The organism is Anaerococcus nagyae (assembly GCF_017874535.1).
Classification (GTDB): Bacteria; Bacillota; Clostridia; order Tissierellales; family Peptoniphilaceae; genus Anaerococcus; species Anaerococcus nagyae.
Genome location: NZ_JAGGLS010000001.1, coordinates 268,221 through 286,238, shown reverse-complemented (window position 1 = coordinate 286,238; position 18,018 = coordinate 268,221). Strand labels below are relative to the sequence as shown.

The following is an 18,018-nucleotide window of genomic DNA, read 5'->3' as shown; positions in this document are numbered from 1 at the left end:
AGGAATTAAGGGTATTATTTTATCATAAGAAAATAGAAATGGGGACTTATGAAAAAAGAAAAAAACTTATGGGACCTTTTTAAGTCGACTCTTTATTTATCAGCGTTTACCTTTGGTGGAGGTTATGTAATTTTATCACTTATGAAAGAAACTTTTGTTGATAAGCTAAAATGGCTTAGTAAAGAACAGATGCTTGATATGACAGCTATTGCCCAATCAGCTCCTGGAGCTGTAGCTGTCAATGCTGCTGTTGTTGTAGGCTATGAGACATTAGGCCTTACTGGTATGCTTGTTGCCATATTAGGAACAATTATTCCACCTCTTGTTATAATTAGCTTAATTTCCCTTGCCTATGAGGCCTTTATTACTAATAAATATATAGCCCTATTTTTAAAAGGTATGCAAGCTGGTGTCGGAGCTCTTATTATTAAGGTCGTAATAGATATGTCTGGAGATTTATTGAAAGCAAAAGCTCCTATAATCCCAATAATTATGATAGTAAGTTTTATCTTAGGATTTTTCTTTGATATGAATGTAACCTATATAATACTTGGACTCATAATTATAGGGACAATCTATACACTAATTAAAAGGAGCCGTCATGCTAATTAAATTATTTCTAAGCTTTTTAAAAATTGGTCTATTTAGTTTTGGAGGAGGTTATGCTGCCTTGCCTTTAATACAAGAGCAAGTTGTTGATATAAATCAATGGTTATCTTTAAATGAATTTAATGATTTAATAACCATAAGTCAAATGACACCAGGTCCAATTGCTATAAACTCAGCAACTTTTGTAGGAACAAGAATAGCAGGTTTTCCTGGAGCTATGGCTGCAACCTTTGGATGTGTCTTGCCTTCAGCACTTATTGTAGGAACTATTTCTTATTTTTATAAAAAATATTCTGACCTGGATGCTATTTCCAATGTATTATACTTTTTAAGACCTGCTATAGTTTCCATGATTTTGATGGCTGGTATAAGCATTCTAAGAACAGCCTTTTTTAATACAAATACTATAGCGTTTAATAATCTAGATTGGTTAATGTTCATTATCTTTGGACTATCCTTATTTGCGATGTTTAAACTAAAGACAGATCCTATCAAAATAATGCTTGCAAGTGGTATAATTTACCTTTTAATTTCAATTGTTTTTATGTAATGAATGGAGATGTATGTTAAAAAATAAAAAAGCGGCAATTATAGCAACTGTCATAGCTATGCTCTTGTGGGGGTCTGCTATACCAACTATAAAAACTACTTATCAAGAATTAGGAGTAGGAAGAAGTGATACTGGAGCTCAAATTTTTTTGGCTGGGATTAGATTTTTCTTAGCTGGAGTTTTGGGCTTTATTTATTTGAAATTATTTAATAAAGAAAAAATTATAAGAGAAGATGTCGATAAAAGATATATTGTAATCCTATCATTAATTCAAACCTTTATACAATATATGATTTATTATATAGCTTTATCAAATACAGCTGGAGTAAAGGCTGCAATAATTCAGTCAACCAATGCTTTTATGGTAGTATTAATTTCTCTAATACTTTTACCAAACGAAAAAGTCCAAGCCAATACAATATTTGCAATAGGATTAGGTACACTAGGTATAGTAGTTGTGAATGGAGGATTTAGAGAAATGGGAAGCGAATTTAATCTCATGGGAGAGGGAATGATATTATTGTCCACATTTTTTAATGCTTTATCGTCAGTATATGTAAGAAAATATGGAAAAGATCAAAATGAATTTTTAGTAACGGCAAGTCAGTTCATACTAGGCTCTCTACCACTTATAATTATTGGTTATATTATGAACAAAAGTAAATTGGTATTTACACCAAAAGCAGTAGGTTTACTATTATATGGAGCTTTTATTTCAGCAACAGCCTACGTAATTTGGAATTCGGTTCTTAAACATCATAGAGCCAATGAAATGGCAATGTATAAATTATTTATCCCCATCTTTGGTTCGATATTATCAATTATAATCATGGGAGAAAGTTTTACTATAAGCCTACTTATCGGACTAATTTTAGTAATGCTTGGGTCTGCTACTTTGAATATGGACTTGGAAAATATTAGGAATATGGGAAGATAAATAATGTTTTCGGATCGAAATAATTGTTAAATATAAAAATTAAAATAAGACGACACAATTATCTTAAGGTGATTACCTAATACCAGAATTAACATTAAATCTTACACTAGTATTTCTTTGTTCCTTCCCTTACCCCTAGGGGTAAGGGAAGATTTATGAAGTTATTATATTTTAGTAAATTAATTTGATTTTATTTTTCTTAAGGTAATCTATATATGCTTCACTAGGTTTTTTATCTGTTATTAAAATATCTAAATCTTTTAAGTCTAAAACTTTAAGCATATAAAAATTATCGAATTTGCTGGAATCCATCATGGAATAAATTTTGTCAGATATTTTAGAAGCATTTGCTTTTATCTCTTGTTCTAAGGGATTTCTATTTGTAAGACCTTTATCTACAGTTATTCCACTTGCGGATATAAAGGCTTTATCAATATTAAGATTTTCATAATTAAGCTTGGAAAAATTGGACCTATAAATAAAAGAATTGCTAATCCTACTGTAAAAATCCCCTATAAGCACTATATCTACGTTAGGCATGTTTACAGCTTTATTAACTATACTTAAATTATTAGTAAAAATAGTGAGGTTGATAAATTGATCAATATTATCAAGTAATTTAGCAGCGGTGGTACCAGAATCTATAAATATAATATCGTTTTCTTCTATTAACTTTCCTGCTTTATATGCTATACTATCTTTACCGCTTAAATTTTCGTTTAGTCTAAGGGTGAAGTTGCTCATATTTTCAAGTGCTGGTTTTACTCCACCATAATATTTGCTAATTATGCCTTTTTTTTCTAATTTACTTAAGTCTCTTCTAATAGTTACCTCTGAAACATTAAATTTTTTTGCTAATTCTTCAACTGATGCATCACCTTTGTTTATTATATACTCAGCTACTAATGTGGTGCGCTCTTTATTCATCTTTCCTCCAAGCTATTTATATTACTTTATTACTATATGATTGAAATAAAAATTATCAAATTTAGGAAAACGTACATTTTATCTTGACAAATTGATAAAATTGAATTAAAATAAACACAAAAGATGATTAAATTGATCAAATTGATCGAAAGGAGAAATTGTGGCCGATTTAAAAGTTAAAAATTTGGATCTTGATATTGGTAACGGGTTAACTTATCTTCAAAATATAGAAGTTAACAAGTCCATATTAAAATATATTGGTTTGAAAGCTTTAGTTTTTGAAGAAGGAGCACATTATAGTGAATCTTTAGAAGGAATAGAAGCCTGTGTAGTCGTAGTAGAAGGAAAAGTTAATGTAAAAGTTAATGGAGAAGAATCTTATTATGATATAGGTCAAAGAAAAAATAATTTTGATAAGAATCCAACTGATGCTGTATATGTAACAAATGGAGATAGTTTTGAGATTACAACAAATTCTAATGGCCGAGTTGTAATAGGATATGCTAAGACTGACAAAAAGATGAAATCAGTATTAATAAAAGCTGAGGAAATAGAAACTGAGCATAGAGGAAAAGGTATGAACATTCGAGATGTGAACAACATCTTAGCTGACGATAGTCTTATATCAGATCAATTAATTGTAGTTGAAGTTTATACTGGAGAAGCAAATTGGTCATCTTATCCACCACATAAGCATGATACTGCCAGTGAAGAAGAGACTCTGTTAGAAGAAATTTATTATCATGAACAAGACAAAGAACAAGGATTTGTTTTTCAAAGAATTTATACAGATGATTTAGACTTGGATGAAACTATGACGGTAAATAATTATGATACTGTACTAGTTCCAAAAGGATATCATCCAGTAGCAGTTCCTTATGGATATAATTCATATTATCTAAATGTAATGGCAGGACCACGTAAAGAATGGAAATTTCACAATCAAGAAGAACATGAGTGGATTATAGAAAGGAAGGATGTATAATGCACGAAATAAAAAATTATATTAATGGTCAATTTGTAGAGGCAAAAACAGATAAATTTGAAGATGTTTACAATCCGGCTAGCGGAGAGGTAATTGGAAAAACTCCAATGTCAACCCGAGAAGAAACAGCGGAGGCTATTAAAATTGCTTCTGAAACATTTGAAAGTTGGTCAAAAGTTTCAACTTTAAAAAGACAAAAGATTCTATTTAAATTACAAAATTTACTCACAGAAAACAAAGAAGAGCTAGCTAGACTTATTACTTTAGAAAATGGAAAAGTTTTTAGTGATGCTCTTGGTGAAGTAGGCAGAGGTATAGAAAACTGTGAGCATGCAGCAAGTGTATTCAATTTAACAATGGGTGACAGCTCGCCTTCTGTAGCAACAGATGTAGAAGTTCATAATTATAAATATCCGATAGGTGTAATAGGATGTATTTGTCCGTTTAATTTCCCGATGATGGTTCCTTTCTGGATGTTTCCACTTGCTATAGCAGTAGGCAATACTGTAGTTTTAAAACCTTCTGAAAAAACACCTTTACTTATGAAAAGAGTGGTAGAGCTATGTGAAGAAGCTGGTGTACCAAATGGAGTTTTAAATATAGTTAATGGTGGCCCAGATGTAGTAAATGAACTACTTGAAAATAAAGACGTAAAAGCTATATCTTTTGTTGGTTCAACACCAGTTGGAAAATATGTTTATCATCACGGTACAGAAAATAATAAGAGAGTACAAGTCCTAGCAGGAGCTAAGAACCATACAATTGTCCTAGATGATGCTGATATAGATGATGCTGTTACAAAAATTATAGGAGGTGCATTTGGTACTGCAGGTCAAAGATGCATGGCTTCTCCAGTTTTATTGGTTCAAGAAGGTATCTATGATAAATTTATGGAAAAATTCATAGAAGCGGCACAAGAACTTAAGATGGGTGATGGATCTAAAGATGATAGCGTAGACTTAGGTCCAGTTATAAGGAAAGAAAATCAACAAAGAACTTTCGAGCAAATAGCAAAAGGTATTGAAGAAGGAGCCACTCTAATACTTGATGGTAGAAAAAATATTCCTGAAAATGGATTCTTCGTTGGACCTACAATATTTGAAAATGTAACTACAGATATGACTCAATACAAAGAAGAATTGTTTGCCCCGGTAGTATCAGTGTTTAAAGTAAAAACTTTAAAAGAAGCAATAGGTATAGCGCAACAACATGAGTTAGCTAATGGATCTTGTCTATTTACTAATGATGCAGCTGCTATTAGATACTTTAGAGAAAATATTCCTGCAGGTATGCTTGGAATCAATTTAGGAGTACCAGCTCCAGTAGCATTCTATTCATTCTCAGGCTGGAGAAACTCATTCTTTGGTGATCTTCATACAAATGGAAAAGACGGAGTAGAGTTTTACACAAGAAGAAAAGTTGTTACAGCTCAACTTAGAACTGGGAGATTTGAAGAACAATGAAATATATAGATTTACCAAAAGATAGAGATCTAGATATTATTACAATTGGTAGGATTGCAGTAGATTTCAACCCTTCTCCTGAGGAAGGGTTTGGTCCGCTAAAAAATGTAGTTAAATTCGAAAGATATATTGGAGGATCAACCGTAAATACGGCAATAGGTACCAATAGGCATGGTCTTAAGATAGGAATGATAGCAAAGATATCTGACGATCAGCTGGGAGATTTTGCCCTTGAGCTTTTAGAAAATGAAGAAAATATAGATACTAGCCACATAATAAGAGCTAAAAATGGTGAAAAAATTGGGCTTACATTTACTGAGATGAAATCAGAAAGTGAAAGTAGCATCTTAATGTATCGTAATCAAGCAGCTGACCTTGCCTTATCCGTAGAAGATATAGACTATGACTACATTAAAAAAGCTAAAGCGATTTTAGTATCTGGGACTGCCTTAGCTGAGTCACCATCAAGAGAAGCTATTTTAAAAGCTATGTCCTTTGCTAAAAGAGCGAGAACAAAGATTATTTTTGATGTGGACTTTAGAGATTATAATTGGAAAAATGAGGATGAAATATCAATATATTATTCGATAGTTGCTCAAGAAGCTGACATAATAATGGGATCACGTAAAGAATTTGATCTAACAGAGAGATTGCTTGTAGATAATAAATTAAGTGATGAAGAGTCTGCTAAGTATTGGTTTAACGAAGGAGTAAAGCTTTTAGTCATTAAACATGGTAAAGAGGGATCTAATGCTTATACTAAAAATGGCGAGAGTTATTCTATTAAACCTTTCCCTGTAAAAGCAAGAAAAGGTTTTGGCGGTGGAGATGGGTATGCTTCAGCTTTTCTATATGCTTTATTTAATGATTATGACATTATAGATTGTCTAGAGATGGCATCTGCTCAAGCTGCTATGATGATAAGAAGTAATTCTTCTTCAGACTTGCCAAATACAGAAGAAGTTAAGAAGTTTATAAAACAAACAAAAGAGCAATACGGAGATATGGTAGCGAGAGGTGATAAGTAATGGCAAAATTGACTATGTCTCAAGCAATAGTGAAGTTTTTAGATAATCAATATATAGAATTTGATGGTAAAGAAGAAAAATATGTTGAAGGAATATTTACAATTTTTGGTCATGGGATGGCTGTAGGTTTAGGCCAGGCTCTTGAGCAAGGAAATCATAATCTAAAAACTTATCAAGGCAGAAATGAGCAAGGTATGTGCCATACAGCCATAGCTTATGCGAAACAAAATAATAGAAGAAAAATAATTCCCTGTTCAGCATCAGTTGGGCCAGGTTCTGCAAATATGGTAACTGCAGCAGCAACTGCTACGGTAAATCAAATTCCGTTGCTATTATTTCCATCTGATACATTTGCAAGCAGACAGCCTGATCCTGTTTTGCAACAAGTTCAGCAATCATATGACCTATCAATTACAACTAATGATGTCTTTAAACCAGTTAGCAAGTATTGGGATAGGATAAATAGACCGGAACAACTTATGAGTGCTCTAATTAATGCTATGAGAGTATTAACTGATCCTGAGGAAACAGGCGCATGTGTAATAGCTATGCCCCAAGATGTAGAAGGTGAATCCTATGATTATCCAGATTATTTCTTTAAAAAACGTATTCATAAAATTAGAAGAAGTGTTCCAGTTGATTCAGATATAAAAGATGCAGTAGAACTTATTAAAAATTCTAAGAAACCATTAGCTATCATTGGAGGAGGTGTAAAATATTCGGAAGCTGGTGAGAGGATAGATGAATTTTTAAATAAGTACAATATACCATTTGGAGAAACCCAAGCTGGTAAGTCAGCTATTAAATCATCATCTGACATGTGCTTAGGTGGTATAGGGGTTACTGGTACATACGCTGCAAATATTATAGCTAAAGAAGCAGACTTGATTTTGACTTTTGGATCTAGATTATCTGATTTCACAACTTCATCTAAGTGGTTGTTCCAAAATCCAAAAGTAGAATTTGTGAATATAAATGTAAGTAGATTTGATGCATATAAGATGGATGGCCTTCAAATAGTTGCTGATGCAAAATTATCAGCTTCATATTTAGATGACGAGCTTTCAAAAATTAATTACAGATCATCTTATAGTAATGAAATTTTGGAGGCTAAATCATGGTGGAGTGAAGAGTTAACTAAGCTTAAGAACTATAATTATGATGATCCAAATTTTGAACCAATAATAAAGCTAAGAGATCCGAGGACGGTAGATGAATTTGTAAAACTTACAGGAGGTACAATAACCCAAACATCTGCAATCATTGCGTTAAATGAATTTATTAAAGATAATGGAATCGTTATCACAGCTGGAGGTTCATTACCTTCTGACCTACAAAGATTATGGCAAACAGATGTTAAAGATGGATATCATGCTGAATATGGATATTCATGTATGGGCTATGAGGTAGCTGCAACTTTAGGCGTAAAGTGGGCTAAGCCTGATAAAGAAGTATTTGCTGTAGTAGGTGATGCATCTTTTCAAATGTTAAATAGCGAGCTACAAACAATTATTCAAGAAAAACAAAAAGTAAATGTAGTTATATTTGATAATAGTGGTTTTGGCTGTATCAATAACCTTCAGATGAACCATAAAGTAGGAAGCTTAGCAACTGAGTTTAGATATAGAGATGGTCAAACTACGTCAGGAGATTTACTTACAGCTGACTATACTAAAGTAGGTGAGGCATATGGCTGGACAACTTATAGCTGTAAGACACTAGATGAATTTAAACAGGCTCTAGAAGATAGCAAATCAAGCGATAAGCCAGTACTGTTCGATCTAAAAGTTATACCAAAAACTATGATAGATGGATATGAAGCTTGGTGGAATGTAGGAGTAGCAGAAGTAGGTAAAGACGAAGCTCAAAAAGAAGTCTATGAAAATATAATAAATCATAGAAATGAATCAAGAAAATATTAAGGAGATTATAATATGGCAATTAAATTAGCATGTGCACCAATAGGTTGGACTAATGATGATCTACCAGAATTAGGTGGTGAGTTAACTTTTGAACAATGTATATCTGAGATGGCTCTTGCTGGTTACCAAGGAACAGAAATAGGGAATAAGTATCCAAGAGATCCTAAAATTCTAAGATCGTATCTTGAGCCTAGAAATTTGGAAGTAGCATCAGCTTGGTTTTCAGCTTTCCTAACAACTAAACCGTTTGAAGAAACTGAAAAAGCATTTATAGACCATAGAGACTTTCTACATGCTATGGGCGCTAAAGTTATAGTGGTTGCAGAACAAGGTCATTCTGTACAAGGATTAGAAGATACACCTGTGTTTGATAATAAGCCTTCTTTTACAGATGAAGAATGGGATAAACTAGCTGAAGGACTTAATAAACTAGGTGATCTGGCTTTAGAAAAGGACATGAAGATAGTTTATCACCACCATATGGGAACAGGTGTTCAAACAACAGAAGAGGTAGATAAGCTAATGGAAATGACAGATCCAGAAAAAGTGTTCTTATTATATGATACAGGACATTTAGTATTCTCAGGTGAAGATCATATAGCTTTTCTTAAAAAATATATTGATAGAATCAAACACGTCCACTTTAAAGATATCAGACCAGAAAATCAAAAGAAATCAAAAGAAGAATCATGGTCATTCCTTAAATCAGTAAAATCAGGAACATTTACAGTTCCATCTGATGGATGTGTTGATTTTAAGCCGATTATTGATATGCTTTTAGAAAATAACTATCAAGGTTGGATAGTAGTAGAAGCTGAACAAGATCCAGCTTTAGCAAATCCATATTTATATCATAAGAAGGCACATGATTATATTGACTTACTAATGTCTAATAAAATAATTGAAGGGACAGAAAAATAAAATAGCAGAGAGGTAATATATGTTTTTTGTATTTGCAAGCTTTGCTATAGTAATCACGCTCATTGGTTTTATAGCCTATAATAAGACCAAAGGGAGTAATACTACAGAAAGTGCAGATGATTACTTTCTAGGTGGTCGCTCTCTGAGTGCTGCTGTTGTAGCAGGGACAATAATAATGACCAACCTATCTACAGAACAGATAGTTGGTCAAAATGGACAATCTTATGCTGCAGGTATGCAGGTAATGGCTTGGGAGGTTACATCAGCAATAGCGATTGCCTTACTTGCTGCAGTATTTTTGCCAAAGTATTTTAGACATGGTATAGGAACTATATCAGATTTTCTTGAAATAAGATATGATACTACAACTAAAAGAATCGTTTCCTTACTATTTATTATTACTTACATGGTAAGTTTTATGCCGGTTGTACTTTACTCTGGATCATTGGTTTTTAATAGAATTTTTGGTCTAGATCAAATGCTAGGTGTTAGTCGTGAAGTAGCAATAGCTATTATGGCTATACTGATTGGAGTAGTAGGAGTTTTATACTTATTCTTAGGTGGGATGAAGTTATCAGCTTATTCAGATACTATATATCAATTTGGCCTAATAATTGGAGGTCTTGCTATACCATTTTTAGGATTAAAGTTATTAGGAAATGGCAGCTTTGTAAGTGGTGTTGAGTCAGTTGTGGATAATACTCCAGAGTTACTTAATTCTATTGGAGCAGTTGATTCCGAGATAGTTCCTTGGCCTACCTTGTTTACTGGTATGTTTTTTAATAACTTATTCTTTTGGTGTACTAACCAAATGATAGTTCAAAAGGCTTTTGCAGCTAAAAACTTACAAGAAGCACAAAAAGGTGCTTTAATGGTGGGTACTTTTAAGATATTTGGAGCTTTATTTTTAGTATTCCCTGGAGTAGTAGCAAGAAATATTTTTGGAGATAAATTCTTAAACTTGCCAGATGCAGCTTATCCAAACTTAGTGGTTGAAGTTTTACCACAGTGGGCTTTAGGTTTCTTTGGAGCAGTTATATTTGGAGCTATACTTTCATCATTTGCAGGAAGTTTATCATCAACTTCCACTTTGTTTGTGCTAGATTTTTATAAACCGCTCATAAATAAAGAAGCTAGTCCACAGCAAATGGCTAAGATGGGCAGGATCACAAATGTGACACTAGGCATTATTGCTATTATAGTTGCACCTTTTATATCTAAAGCTGGTTCAGGACTTTATGCTTTCGTACAAGAGTTTAATGGACTTTACAATATGCCTTTACTTGTGATGATATTATTTGCTTTTTATTCTAAAACTGCAACAGCTCAAGGTGCTAAGGTAACCATGATATTCCATGTAGTATTTTATGGACTATCAAAAATACTATTAAAGAATGTCCACTACTTATATGTACTAAGCGTATTGTTCTTATTAGACTTACTGGTAATGTGGATAGTATCAAAAATTACAAATAAAGGTGAAGAATTCATTATAGAGGATTACTCAATAGCTTCAGAAGTTGGAACGGTTCAATGGCCACACGTTAGACAAGTAGCAATGATAATCAGTATTGTAGTAGTTTTAGTTTACTTATTATTCTCACCGTTGGGAATTGCAAAATAATATAGAGTCATAGGAGGTAAAATTATGGCAGATAAATTAATGGTAGGCATTTTAGGAGCAGGCAGGATTGGACAGATTCACGCAAGAAATTTAAGTACTAATCCAATTATCAAAATTAAGGCTATAGCCGATGCTTATGCAAAAGATATGGAAGAATTTGAAGAAGCAGTAGGAGTAAAAATTACGAATGATCCAGCAGTTATTTTTAATGATCCAGAAATAGATGCTGTTTTAATATGCACACCAACAAGTACACATGTTGATTACATAATAAAAGCTGCTGAAGCAGGAAAACATATATTCTGCGAAAAACCAGTTTCACTTTCAGATGAAGAAACGGTAAAAGCTTATGAAGCTGTAAAAAAAGCTGGTGTTCAATTCCAAATCGGAGTTAACAGAAGATATGATAGAAATTTCAAATATGTTAAAAAATTAGTAGATGAAGGAAAAGTTGGGAAATTAGAGTTATTAAGAGTTGATTCTAGAGATCCAGAAGCACCAGGAGTTGATTATGTAAAAACATCAGGTGGTCTATTTATGGATATGATGATTCATGATTTTGACATGGCAAGGTATATTTCTGGTCAAGAAATAGTTGAAGTTTATACTCAAGGAGATGCTCTAGTAAATCCTGATATCAAAGACCTAGATGTGGATACTGCTATAGTTAATTTAAAATTTGCAGATGGATCAATAGGTGTAATACTAAATTCAAGAAGAGCAGTTTATGGTTATGACCAAAGGCTAGAAGCGTTTGGTTCTGAAGGAACAGCTATGGTGGAAAATGACCTTGATGCAAATGTTGTTTACGCAACAAAAGATGGCTACCACACCCCAAATCCACTCCACTTTTTCTTAGAAAGATATACACAAGCATATATTGATGAACTTAATGATTTTGCAGATGCTGTCTTTAATAATAGAGAAACATCAGTGACATTTGATGATGCGATTATGGCCCAAAGATGTGCTATAGCTGCAAAAGAATCCCTAGATTTAGGTGAACCTGTGAAAGTAAGAATGATAGATGAAAAATAAAAAAAAGATATTAATAATTGCGGAAACAGGGATATCTTCAAAACTGTTTCATGAAAGATTCCAAAGATTTATAGATTTTTCTGGATCATGTGCTGAGGTTTATTTATGTAGTTTAAATATATTCGACAAAGCGATGGAAGAAAAGAGACCGACCCATATTCTCCTAGCTCCAAATGCATATGTTTTAGAAGAATATGTAAATCAATATAAGGATAGAATAGATTTGGATGCTGAGGTAGTGAAACTTCCAAATGAAGATTATACTTCTATGAATATTGAAAAAATAATGCTTGATGAATTCTAGGAGGTAAGAATGATTAATATTGGTCATATAGGTTTAGGACGCATGGGTATGTTTCATGCTGAAACTATAGCAAGTCTTAATAATGCAAATTTATACGCTCTTTGTGATTTGAATGATGAATTATTAAAAGATACAGCTCAAAGATTGGGCGTTGAGAAAACTTATAATAATTTTGATGATATGATAGAGGATGACAATATAGATGCTATTACAATTACAAGTCCATCATTTTTGCATACAGAACAAATATCTAAAGCTTTGAAAGCTGGTAAGCATGTATTCTCAGAAAAGCCACTAGGAACAACTGTAGAACAATGTAAAGAAGCAGAAAAAACAGTAGAAAAATGTCCGGATCAAATATTTATGCTAGGATTTATGAGAAGATTTGATAATTCTTATAAATACGCCAAAGAAGCTATAGATAATGGTGAAATAGGAGAAGTATACTTAGTAAGATCTTACTCTCAAGATCCTACTAAAAATATAGAAGGAGCAATTGCCTTTGGGCCACATTCTGGTGGAGAGTTCTTAGATATGGCGGTTCATGATATAGATCTCATGAGATGGTACATAGGATCTGAGCCAAAGCAAGTTTGGGCTATAGGTGGGGCTTATGCTTATCCAGAGTTTAAAGAATGGAATGATGGTGATAATGTATCAGCATTAATGAAGTTTGAAAATGATGCTATGGGATTCCTTTTTGCAGGAAGAACAGCTCCACATGGATACAATGTAGAAACTGAAATTATGGGGACTAAAGGAACTATAAGAATAGGTTCGGTTCCACAAAAGAATCTTGTTGAGATCATGGATGAAAATGGCATTAGAAAAGAGATGAGCCAAGACTTTATCGAAAGATTTGCCGAAGCTTATAAAGCAGAAATTGTAGAGTTTATAAGATGTATAGAAGAAGATACAAAGCCTGAAACTACAGTTTATGATGGTACAGCTGTTTCAAGAATAGCTTATGCAGCAAAAGAGTCGTTTGAGACTGGAAAGTTAATAGATATTCAATAAAATATGCAGTTTAAATATTTGCTAACTTAGTAACTAATAATATTTAAAATGGGGTTGTTTTGAAACTGTGGATAATTATCGTACCCTAATTAGAAAGTTCTCTTAGAAAAATTTTTATATAGCTTGCCGGCTATGGAGACAAAATTTTTGTAGATGTTCTTTTCTTCTTATGGTTTTGGGATGATTTATTCATTCTGCAACAACCCCATTTTCTGCTTGATATCATTAAATGCTTATAGCACGTAGTTACTTTATAAAATCACCAATATCAACAAAAACAGGCATTCCATTTTTGTATGTTTGTTCTATACTTCCTTCTATAAGTGGGAGGGTATAAGTTGTTATTTTTTCTTCTAATGTTTTTTTATCTACCAACCATTCTTCAGGGATTTTCATCTCTTTGTTGGCTATTTGACCTGGACTTACTGATTCGTAGTATACTTGATATTCAGGTGTATCTTTTCTTTTTAGTACTGGAATTAGATTTGTATTATCTATTCCAAGTTCTAGAGCATTATAGCCTAGATTGTAGGCTTCGTTTGCATCTATTTTGCTTATGAGATTACTTGTTCTTTGAGCTATAGAAAGTTCTACTGCTCGAGATTTTATGTCTAGTTTATCACGTACTAAGTCGGAAAGTCTGCTTGCTACACCTGCTACAATCTTATGACCAAAGGCATCGTCTTTATTTTCGAATCTTTCTTCATCTAATTTATTATCTTTGTCTCTAAATCCTTCTGCTATTGCAACTATGAGATTATTTTCATTCTCAAGTTCTGCCTGTATTTCTTCTAAAACTTGATCTAAGGATTTTTTATCTTCTGGTAGATAGACTAAGTTTACCACTTCCTTATCCATGCCATAGTTAGCTGTAAGAGCTGATGCTGCAAGCCAACCTGCATGTCTTCCCATTATTTCTACAAAAGTTACTGATTTTAAATCATAAATGTCTACATCAGTTCTAAGTGTCCTTAAAGTTGAAGTTATATATTTAGCAGCAGAAGCAAAGCCTGGTGAGTGATCCATTTCCATTAGGTCATTGTCTATGGTTTTTGGACAACCTATGATGTTTATGCCTTCTATATTATGGGCTTTCATATATTCATTTAGCTTCATGACTGTATCCATGGAGTCATTTCCGCCTATATATACAAATGTTGATATCTCATAATCTTTTAATGTTTTGAAAATATTTTCGAAAATTTTGTCGTCAAAGGATTCTGGAAGTTTGAATCTACAAGACCCCAATATTGAAGAAGGTCTTGCCATTAATCTTTCTTTTGCATTTACTTCTTCATATTTTTTCTTATCAACTTCTACTATCTCATTATTGATAATTCCCTCTATACCGTGAAGACTAAGATAGATTTTATCAAAACTATTTTCTATTCCTGCAGATATTACTCCTGCAAGTGATGAGTTAATTACACTTGTTGGTCCACCAGATTGAGCAACAATAATATTCATTAAATTTTCTCCTTTTTAAGTATAAATTTTTCCAAATAATCTGCTATTCCATCTTCATCATTTGATAAAGTTATATAATCAGCAGCTTCTTTTACTAAGTCTGTCGCATTTCCCATTGCGACACCGATACCAGCGGTTTTGATCATTGTCAGGTCATTTTCTTCATCTCCAAAAGCTATTGTATCTTCTATTGGAATATCATAATATTTTGCAATTTCTAGAAGACTTTCACCTTTCCCTATACCTTTTGGCATAACCTCATAGTAATATGGTGTTGATTTTACAAAAGTAAACTTATCATTAAAGCTATCATCAATTTGCACTATAGCTTCCTCTATTTTGTCAGGATGACAGGCAAATAGTACATTATTTGGTTCGAAGTCTATATTATATGATAGTTTCGGATCGTATATGATTTCCATATTATTTTTTGATCTAGTATCTTTAAGCTTATATGTATCCATGGAGTTGGTATAGCACTTACCATCGTAATAAATAGTATAATTTATATCCAAATCTTCAGAAAACTCTAATAATTTTTTCATTTCACTAATATTTAGTGTATGGTTGATTAATATCTCTTGTGTATTATAGTTTGTTATTCTGGCTCCATTATAGTTTGAAAGTAGGCCGTCATATTTGTCAAGCTTTAGAATTTCTGCATATTGGATGACTCCTTTAGGATCTCTTCCTGATGCTATGACAACAATATTACCCTCTTGCAAAGCATCTTCTAATGCTTTTTGAGTTTTTTTGCTGATTTTACCTTTGCTATTTAAAAGTGTTCCATCAATATCTACTGCAATAATTTTAGACATAAAACCTCCTGCTATTAATACAATGGTTTGCGCATTGATTACAATTATACCATATTATGTTGTAAACCTTAGAGAATAAATTTGTCTAGATAATACCCGATTCCGTTTTCGTTATTAGATAGAGTTATATATGAGGCCATTTCTTTTATAATATCATCTGCATTCGCCATAGCAATTGGAGTTGCTGCCATTTCAAACATACTTATATCATTTTGGGCATCTCCAAAGGCTATTATATCCTTTTGATTTATTCCGTAGTGATTAGCTATCTCTATAAGAGAATTGCCTTTGGATAGATTTTTGGGCATGATTTCGTAAAAAGATCTTAGGCTTCTGACTTGACTAGTTCTATCAGAAAAATTTTCTTCTAAGAAAGGAATTAATTCATCAATTTTTTGAGGATAGTTGACGAATATAATTTTGTGAGGATTAAAGTCAATAGCATGACTTAAATCTTCTATAATCAAAGGCTTGAGACCTAATATTTGTGTTTCAACTGTAAGAAAAGCGTTTTCTTTATTTGAGAGCATGGTGTACTCATTTGTTATAAGTGGAAATACATCAAAGTTTTTTGTTTTTTCTAAAATTTCTTTTGCTAAATCTATATTTAGAGTGTGATTTGTAACTTTTTCTCCTGTTTTAAAGTTTGTTATTACTCCACCGTTATATGATGATATTAAACCACCGTATTTTTCAAAAGATAGTTCTTTAGCTATAGGTAGAATAGCTTCTGTTGGTCTACCTGAAACTATAACTACTTTGTGACCTGCTTGCATTGCTCTTATAATTGAGTCTTTGGTATTGGATAATATTTGATGGTCATCATTTAAGAGTGTTCCATCTACATCCACAGCTATTAATTTATTCATTATAAGTTCCTTTAAGTACGAATTTTTCTAGATAATTTGCAACTCCGTCTTCATCGTTTGATAGCGTGATGTAGTCTGCTATTTCTTTTATAGCTTCTATTGCATTTGCCATTGCAATACCTACACCGGCTATCTCTATCATAGTTTTATCATTCATCTGATCCCCAAAGGCTATAATATCTTTTTGCTCCATGTTATAGTACTCTGCTATCTCTAAAAGGCTATTGCCCTTGGATAAGCCTTTGGGCATCACTTCATAGTAAAAATCTTGGCTGCGAACTAAGCTTGTTTTTTTACCATATTTTTTTTCTAGAACTGGAATAAGCTCATCTAGAGTTTTCTTGTCACTAGCAAGGAGTAATTTGTTTGGATTAAAGTCTATGTTTTCTATAATATTTTCTCTAACCTCAGTTTCAAATCCCAAAATCTCTTTTTCAAGGTCTAAATATTTATTGTCCCTATAAGATATCATAGTTTTATTTTTAGGAATTAGTACATCTATATCTAGTTTTCTGCTTTCTTTTATAATTTCTTTAGCAAGGTCAAGGTCTATGGTGTGATTAGTAAGTTCATGTCCAGTTTCATAGTTGATAATTGTCCCACCATTGAAGGCTGATATAAGTCCTCCATATTTATCAAGGCTTAGCTCTTTTGCTATATGATTTATAGCTTTTGTAGGTCTACCTGAGACTATAACTACTTTATGACCTTCTTCTAAAGATTTTATAATTGCTCTACGAGTTTTCTGGCTTATTTCATGATTAGAGTTTAAAAGTGTACCGTCTACATCAAGTGCAATTAATTTCATAATAATCCTCTATGTATAAATTTTATAAAAATAGGGCTTTTGTAAACCATAAAGTTTATAGAAAAGCCCTTATTTTTTATCTTATTTCTATTAATTCGTCGCCATGGTTAACTGCACCAGTTTTTAATACATTTATTTCATAACCATCTGGATTTGTAATAATAACAGGTGATTCGATTGATTTACCACTAGCTTCGATTTTTGCTATATCAAATTCTAATAATAAGTCTCCAGCATTTATTTTTTGATCCTTGCTAGCTTTTATATTAAATGGTTCACCTGCTAATTCTACTGTATCAAGTCCAACGTGGATTAGGATCTCAAGCCCTGAACTTGATGTAATTCCAACAGCATGTCCTGTATCAGCAAGCATTGAGATAGTTCCATCAACTGGGCTATATAATTTTCCTTCATTGGGAATTATCATAGTTCCCTTACCCACTAGCTCTTGAGCAAAAACTGGATCTTGGCAGTCTTTTATATTTTTAGCTTCTCCTGTCATAGGAGCTAATATAATATTTTCGTTAATATTTATATTTTCTGCTTCTTTATCTGTTTTTGATTTAAATTTATCAAATAATCCCATATTTCCTCCTTATAATGAGTTAGTAAATCTTTTTACAATTATACCCAATATCAAAATCTGTGAATAGTCGTATATTTATTTTTAGAAAAATTTTGGAAATGTAACATATGTTACAGATTTTATGATGGGTATATTCTATAATGTA

At 32.4% G+C, this 18,018-nt stretch carries 18 protein-coding genes; 12 read left to right on the top strand and 6 right to left on the bottom strand.

The window, feature by feature from the left end:
* Positions 1 to 48 precede the first annotated feature (48 nt).
* Genes J2Z39_RS01450 through J2Z39_RS01440 form a run of 3 tightly spaced genes read left to right on the top strand, consistent with a single transcriptional unit; the run spans position 49 to position 2,096 of the window.
* Complete coding sequence (locus J2Z39_RS01450; RefSeq protein ID WP_209813419.1) at positions 49 to 612, top strand: chromate transporter; 564 nt, start codon at positions 49 to 51, stop codon at positions 610 to 612.
* Positions 602 to 1,159, top strand: a complete 558-nt coding sequence (locus J2Z39_RS01445; protein ID WP_117520312.1) for a chromate transporter — start codon at positions 602 to 604, stop codon at positions 1,157 to 1,159. Before J2Z39_RS01450 ends, J2Z39_RS01445 begins: the two co-directional genes overlap by 11 nt.
* 13 nt (positions 1,160 to 1,172) lie before the next feature.
* The gene (locus J2Z39_RS01440) at positions 1,173 to 2,096 is read left to right on the top strand and encodes a DMT family transporter (protein WP_209813418.1); all 924 of its coding nucleotides are present in this window, start codon (positions 1,173 to 1,175) and stop codon (positions 2,094 to 2,096) included.
* Between the two features lie 171 nt (positions 2,097 to 2,267).
* Here J2Z39_RS01440 and J2Z39_RS01435 read toward each other — a convergent pair whose 3' ends face one another.
* The gene (locus tag J2Z39_RS01435; protein ID WP_209813416.1) at positions 2,268 to 3,023 is read right to left on the bottom strand and encodes a DeoR/GlpR family DNA-binding transcription regulator; all 756 of its coding nucleotides are present in this window, start codon (positions 3,021 to 3,023) and stop codon (positions 2,268 to 2,270) included.
* Between the two features lie 160 nt (positions 3,024 to 3,183).
* Between J2Z39_RS01435 and iolB the strand changes: the two genes are divergently transcribed.
* The 9 genes from iolB to iolG (J2Z39_RS01390) are packed head-to-tail and all read left to right on the top strand — an operon-like array spanning position 3,184 to position 13,325.
* Positions 3,184 to 4,008: a 5-deoxy-glucuronate isomerase gene (iolB, locus tag J2Z39_RS01430; RefSeq protein ID WP_316115828.1), complete on the top strand. Its 825-nt coding sequence runs from the start codon at positions 3,184 to 3,186 to the stop codon at positions 4,006 to 4,008.
* Positions 4,008 to 5,471, top strand: a complete 1,464-nt coding sequence (locus J2Z39_RS01425) for a CoA-acylating methylmalonate-semialdehyde dehydrogenase (RefSeq protein WP_209813414.1) — start codon at positions 4,008 to 4,010, stop codon at positions 5,469 to 5,471. The genes iolB and J2Z39_RS01425 overlap by 1 nt, the downstream gene beginning before the upstream one ends.
* Complete coding sequence (gene iolC / locus J2Z39_RS01420) at positions 5,468 to 6,499, top strand: 5-dehydro-2-deoxygluconokinase (RefSeq protein WP_209813412.1); 1,032 nt, start codon at positions 5,468 to 5,470, stop codon at positions 6,497 to 6,499. The genes J2Z39_RS01425 and iolC overlap by 4 nt, the downstream gene beginning before the upstream one ends.
* Complete coding sequence (iolD, locus tag J2Z39_RS01415; RefSeq protein WP_209813410.1) at positions 6,499 to 8,421, top strand: 3D-(3,5/4)-trihydroxycyclohexane-1,2-dione acylhydrolase (decyclizing); 1,923 nt, start codon at positions 6,499 to 6,501, stop codon at positions 8,419 to 8,421. Before iolC ends, iolD begins: the two co-directional genes overlap by 1 nt.
* A gap of 12 nt (positions 8,422 to 8,433) precedes the next feature.
* Positions 8,434 to 9,342 (top strand): myo-inosose-2 dehydratase, encoded by a 909-nt coding sequence (gene iolE / locus J2Z39_RS01410; RefSeq protein WP_209813409.1) that lies wholly within the window; start codon positions 8,434 to 8,436, stop codon positions 9,340 to 9,342.
* A 19-nt stretch (positions 9,343 to 9,361) separates the two neighbouring features.
* Positions 9,362 to 10,966 (top strand): solute:sodium symporter family transporter, encoded by a 1,605-nt coding sequence (locus J2Z39_RS01405; RefSeq protein ID WP_209813406.1) that lies wholly within the window; start codon positions 9,362 to 9,364, stop codon positions 10,964 to 10,966.
* 24 nt (positions 10,967 to 10,990) lie between these two features.
* Positions 10,991 to 12,004 carry an inositol 2-dehydrogenase gene (gene iolG / locus J2Z39_RS01400; RefSeq protein WP_209813405.1) on the top strand — a complete coding sequence of 338 codons (1,014 nt, stop codon included), beginning with the start codon at positions 10,991 to 10,993 and terminating at the stop codon, positions 12,002 to 12,004.
* On the top strand, positions 11,994 to 12,308 hold the full coding sequence (locus tag J2Z39_RS01395; RefSeq protein WP_209813404.1) for a hypothetical protein: 315 nt from the start codon (positions 11,994 to 11,996) through the stop codon (positions 12,306 to 12,308). The genes iolG (J2Z39_RS01400) and J2Z39_RS01395 overlap by 11 nt, the downstream gene beginning before the upstream one ends.
* Before the next feature lie 9 nt (positions 12,309 to 12,317).
* Positions 12,318 to 13,325 (top strand): inositol 2-dehydrogenase, encoded by a 1,008-nt coding sequence (gene iolG / locus J2Z39_RS01390; protein ID WP_209813403.1) that lies wholly within the window; start codon positions 12,318 to 12,320, stop codon positions 13,323 to 13,325.
* Positions 13,326 to 13,571: 246 nt separating this feature from the next.
* On the opposite strand, the gene J2Z39_RS01385 is transcribed toward iolG (J2Z39_RS01390), so the two are convergent.
* From J2Z39_RS01385 to J2Z39_RS01365, 5 genes are all read right to left on the bottom strand, one after another.
* The gene (locus J2Z39_RS01385) at positions 13,572 to 14,792 is read right to left on the bottom strand and encodes a diphosphate--fructose-6-phosphate 1-phosphotransferase (protein ID WP_209813402.1); all 1,221 of its coding nucleotides are present in this window, start codon (positions 14,790 to 14,792) and stop codon (positions 13,572 to 13,574) included.
* Entirely contained in the window at positions 14,792 to 15,610 is an 819-nt protein-coding gene (locus J2Z39_RS01380; RefSeq protein WP_209813401.1) for a Cof-type HAD-IIB family hydrolase, read from the bottom strand. Before J2Z39_RS01380 ends, J2Z39_RS01385 begins: the two co-directional genes overlap by 1 nt.
* A 68-nt stretch (positions 15,611 to 15,678) precedes the next feature.
* Complete coding sequence (locus J2Z39_RS01375) at positions 15,679 to 16,479, bottom strand: Cof-type HAD-IIB family hydrolase (protein ID WP_117520304.1); 801 nt, start codon at positions 16,477 to 16,479, stop codon at positions 15,679 to 15,681.
* Positions 16,472 to 17,287 (bottom strand): Cof-type HAD-IIB family hydrolase, encoded by an 816-nt coding sequence (locus J2Z39_RS01370; RefSeq protein ID WP_209813400.1) that lies wholly within the window; start codon positions 17,285 to 17,287, stop codon positions 16,472 to 16,474. The genes J2Z39_RS01375 and J2Z39_RS01370 overlap by 8 nt, the downstream gene beginning before the upstream one ends.
* A 76-nt stretch (positions 17,288 to 17,363) precedes the next feature.
* Positions 17,364 to 17,873, bottom strand: a complete 510-nt coding sequence (locus tag J2Z39_RS01365) for a PTS sugar transporter subunit IIA (protein ID WP_117520299.1) — start codon at positions 17,871 to 17,873, stop codon at positions 17,364 to 17,366.
* Between the last annotated feature and the right edge of the window lie 145 nt (positions 17,874 to 18,018).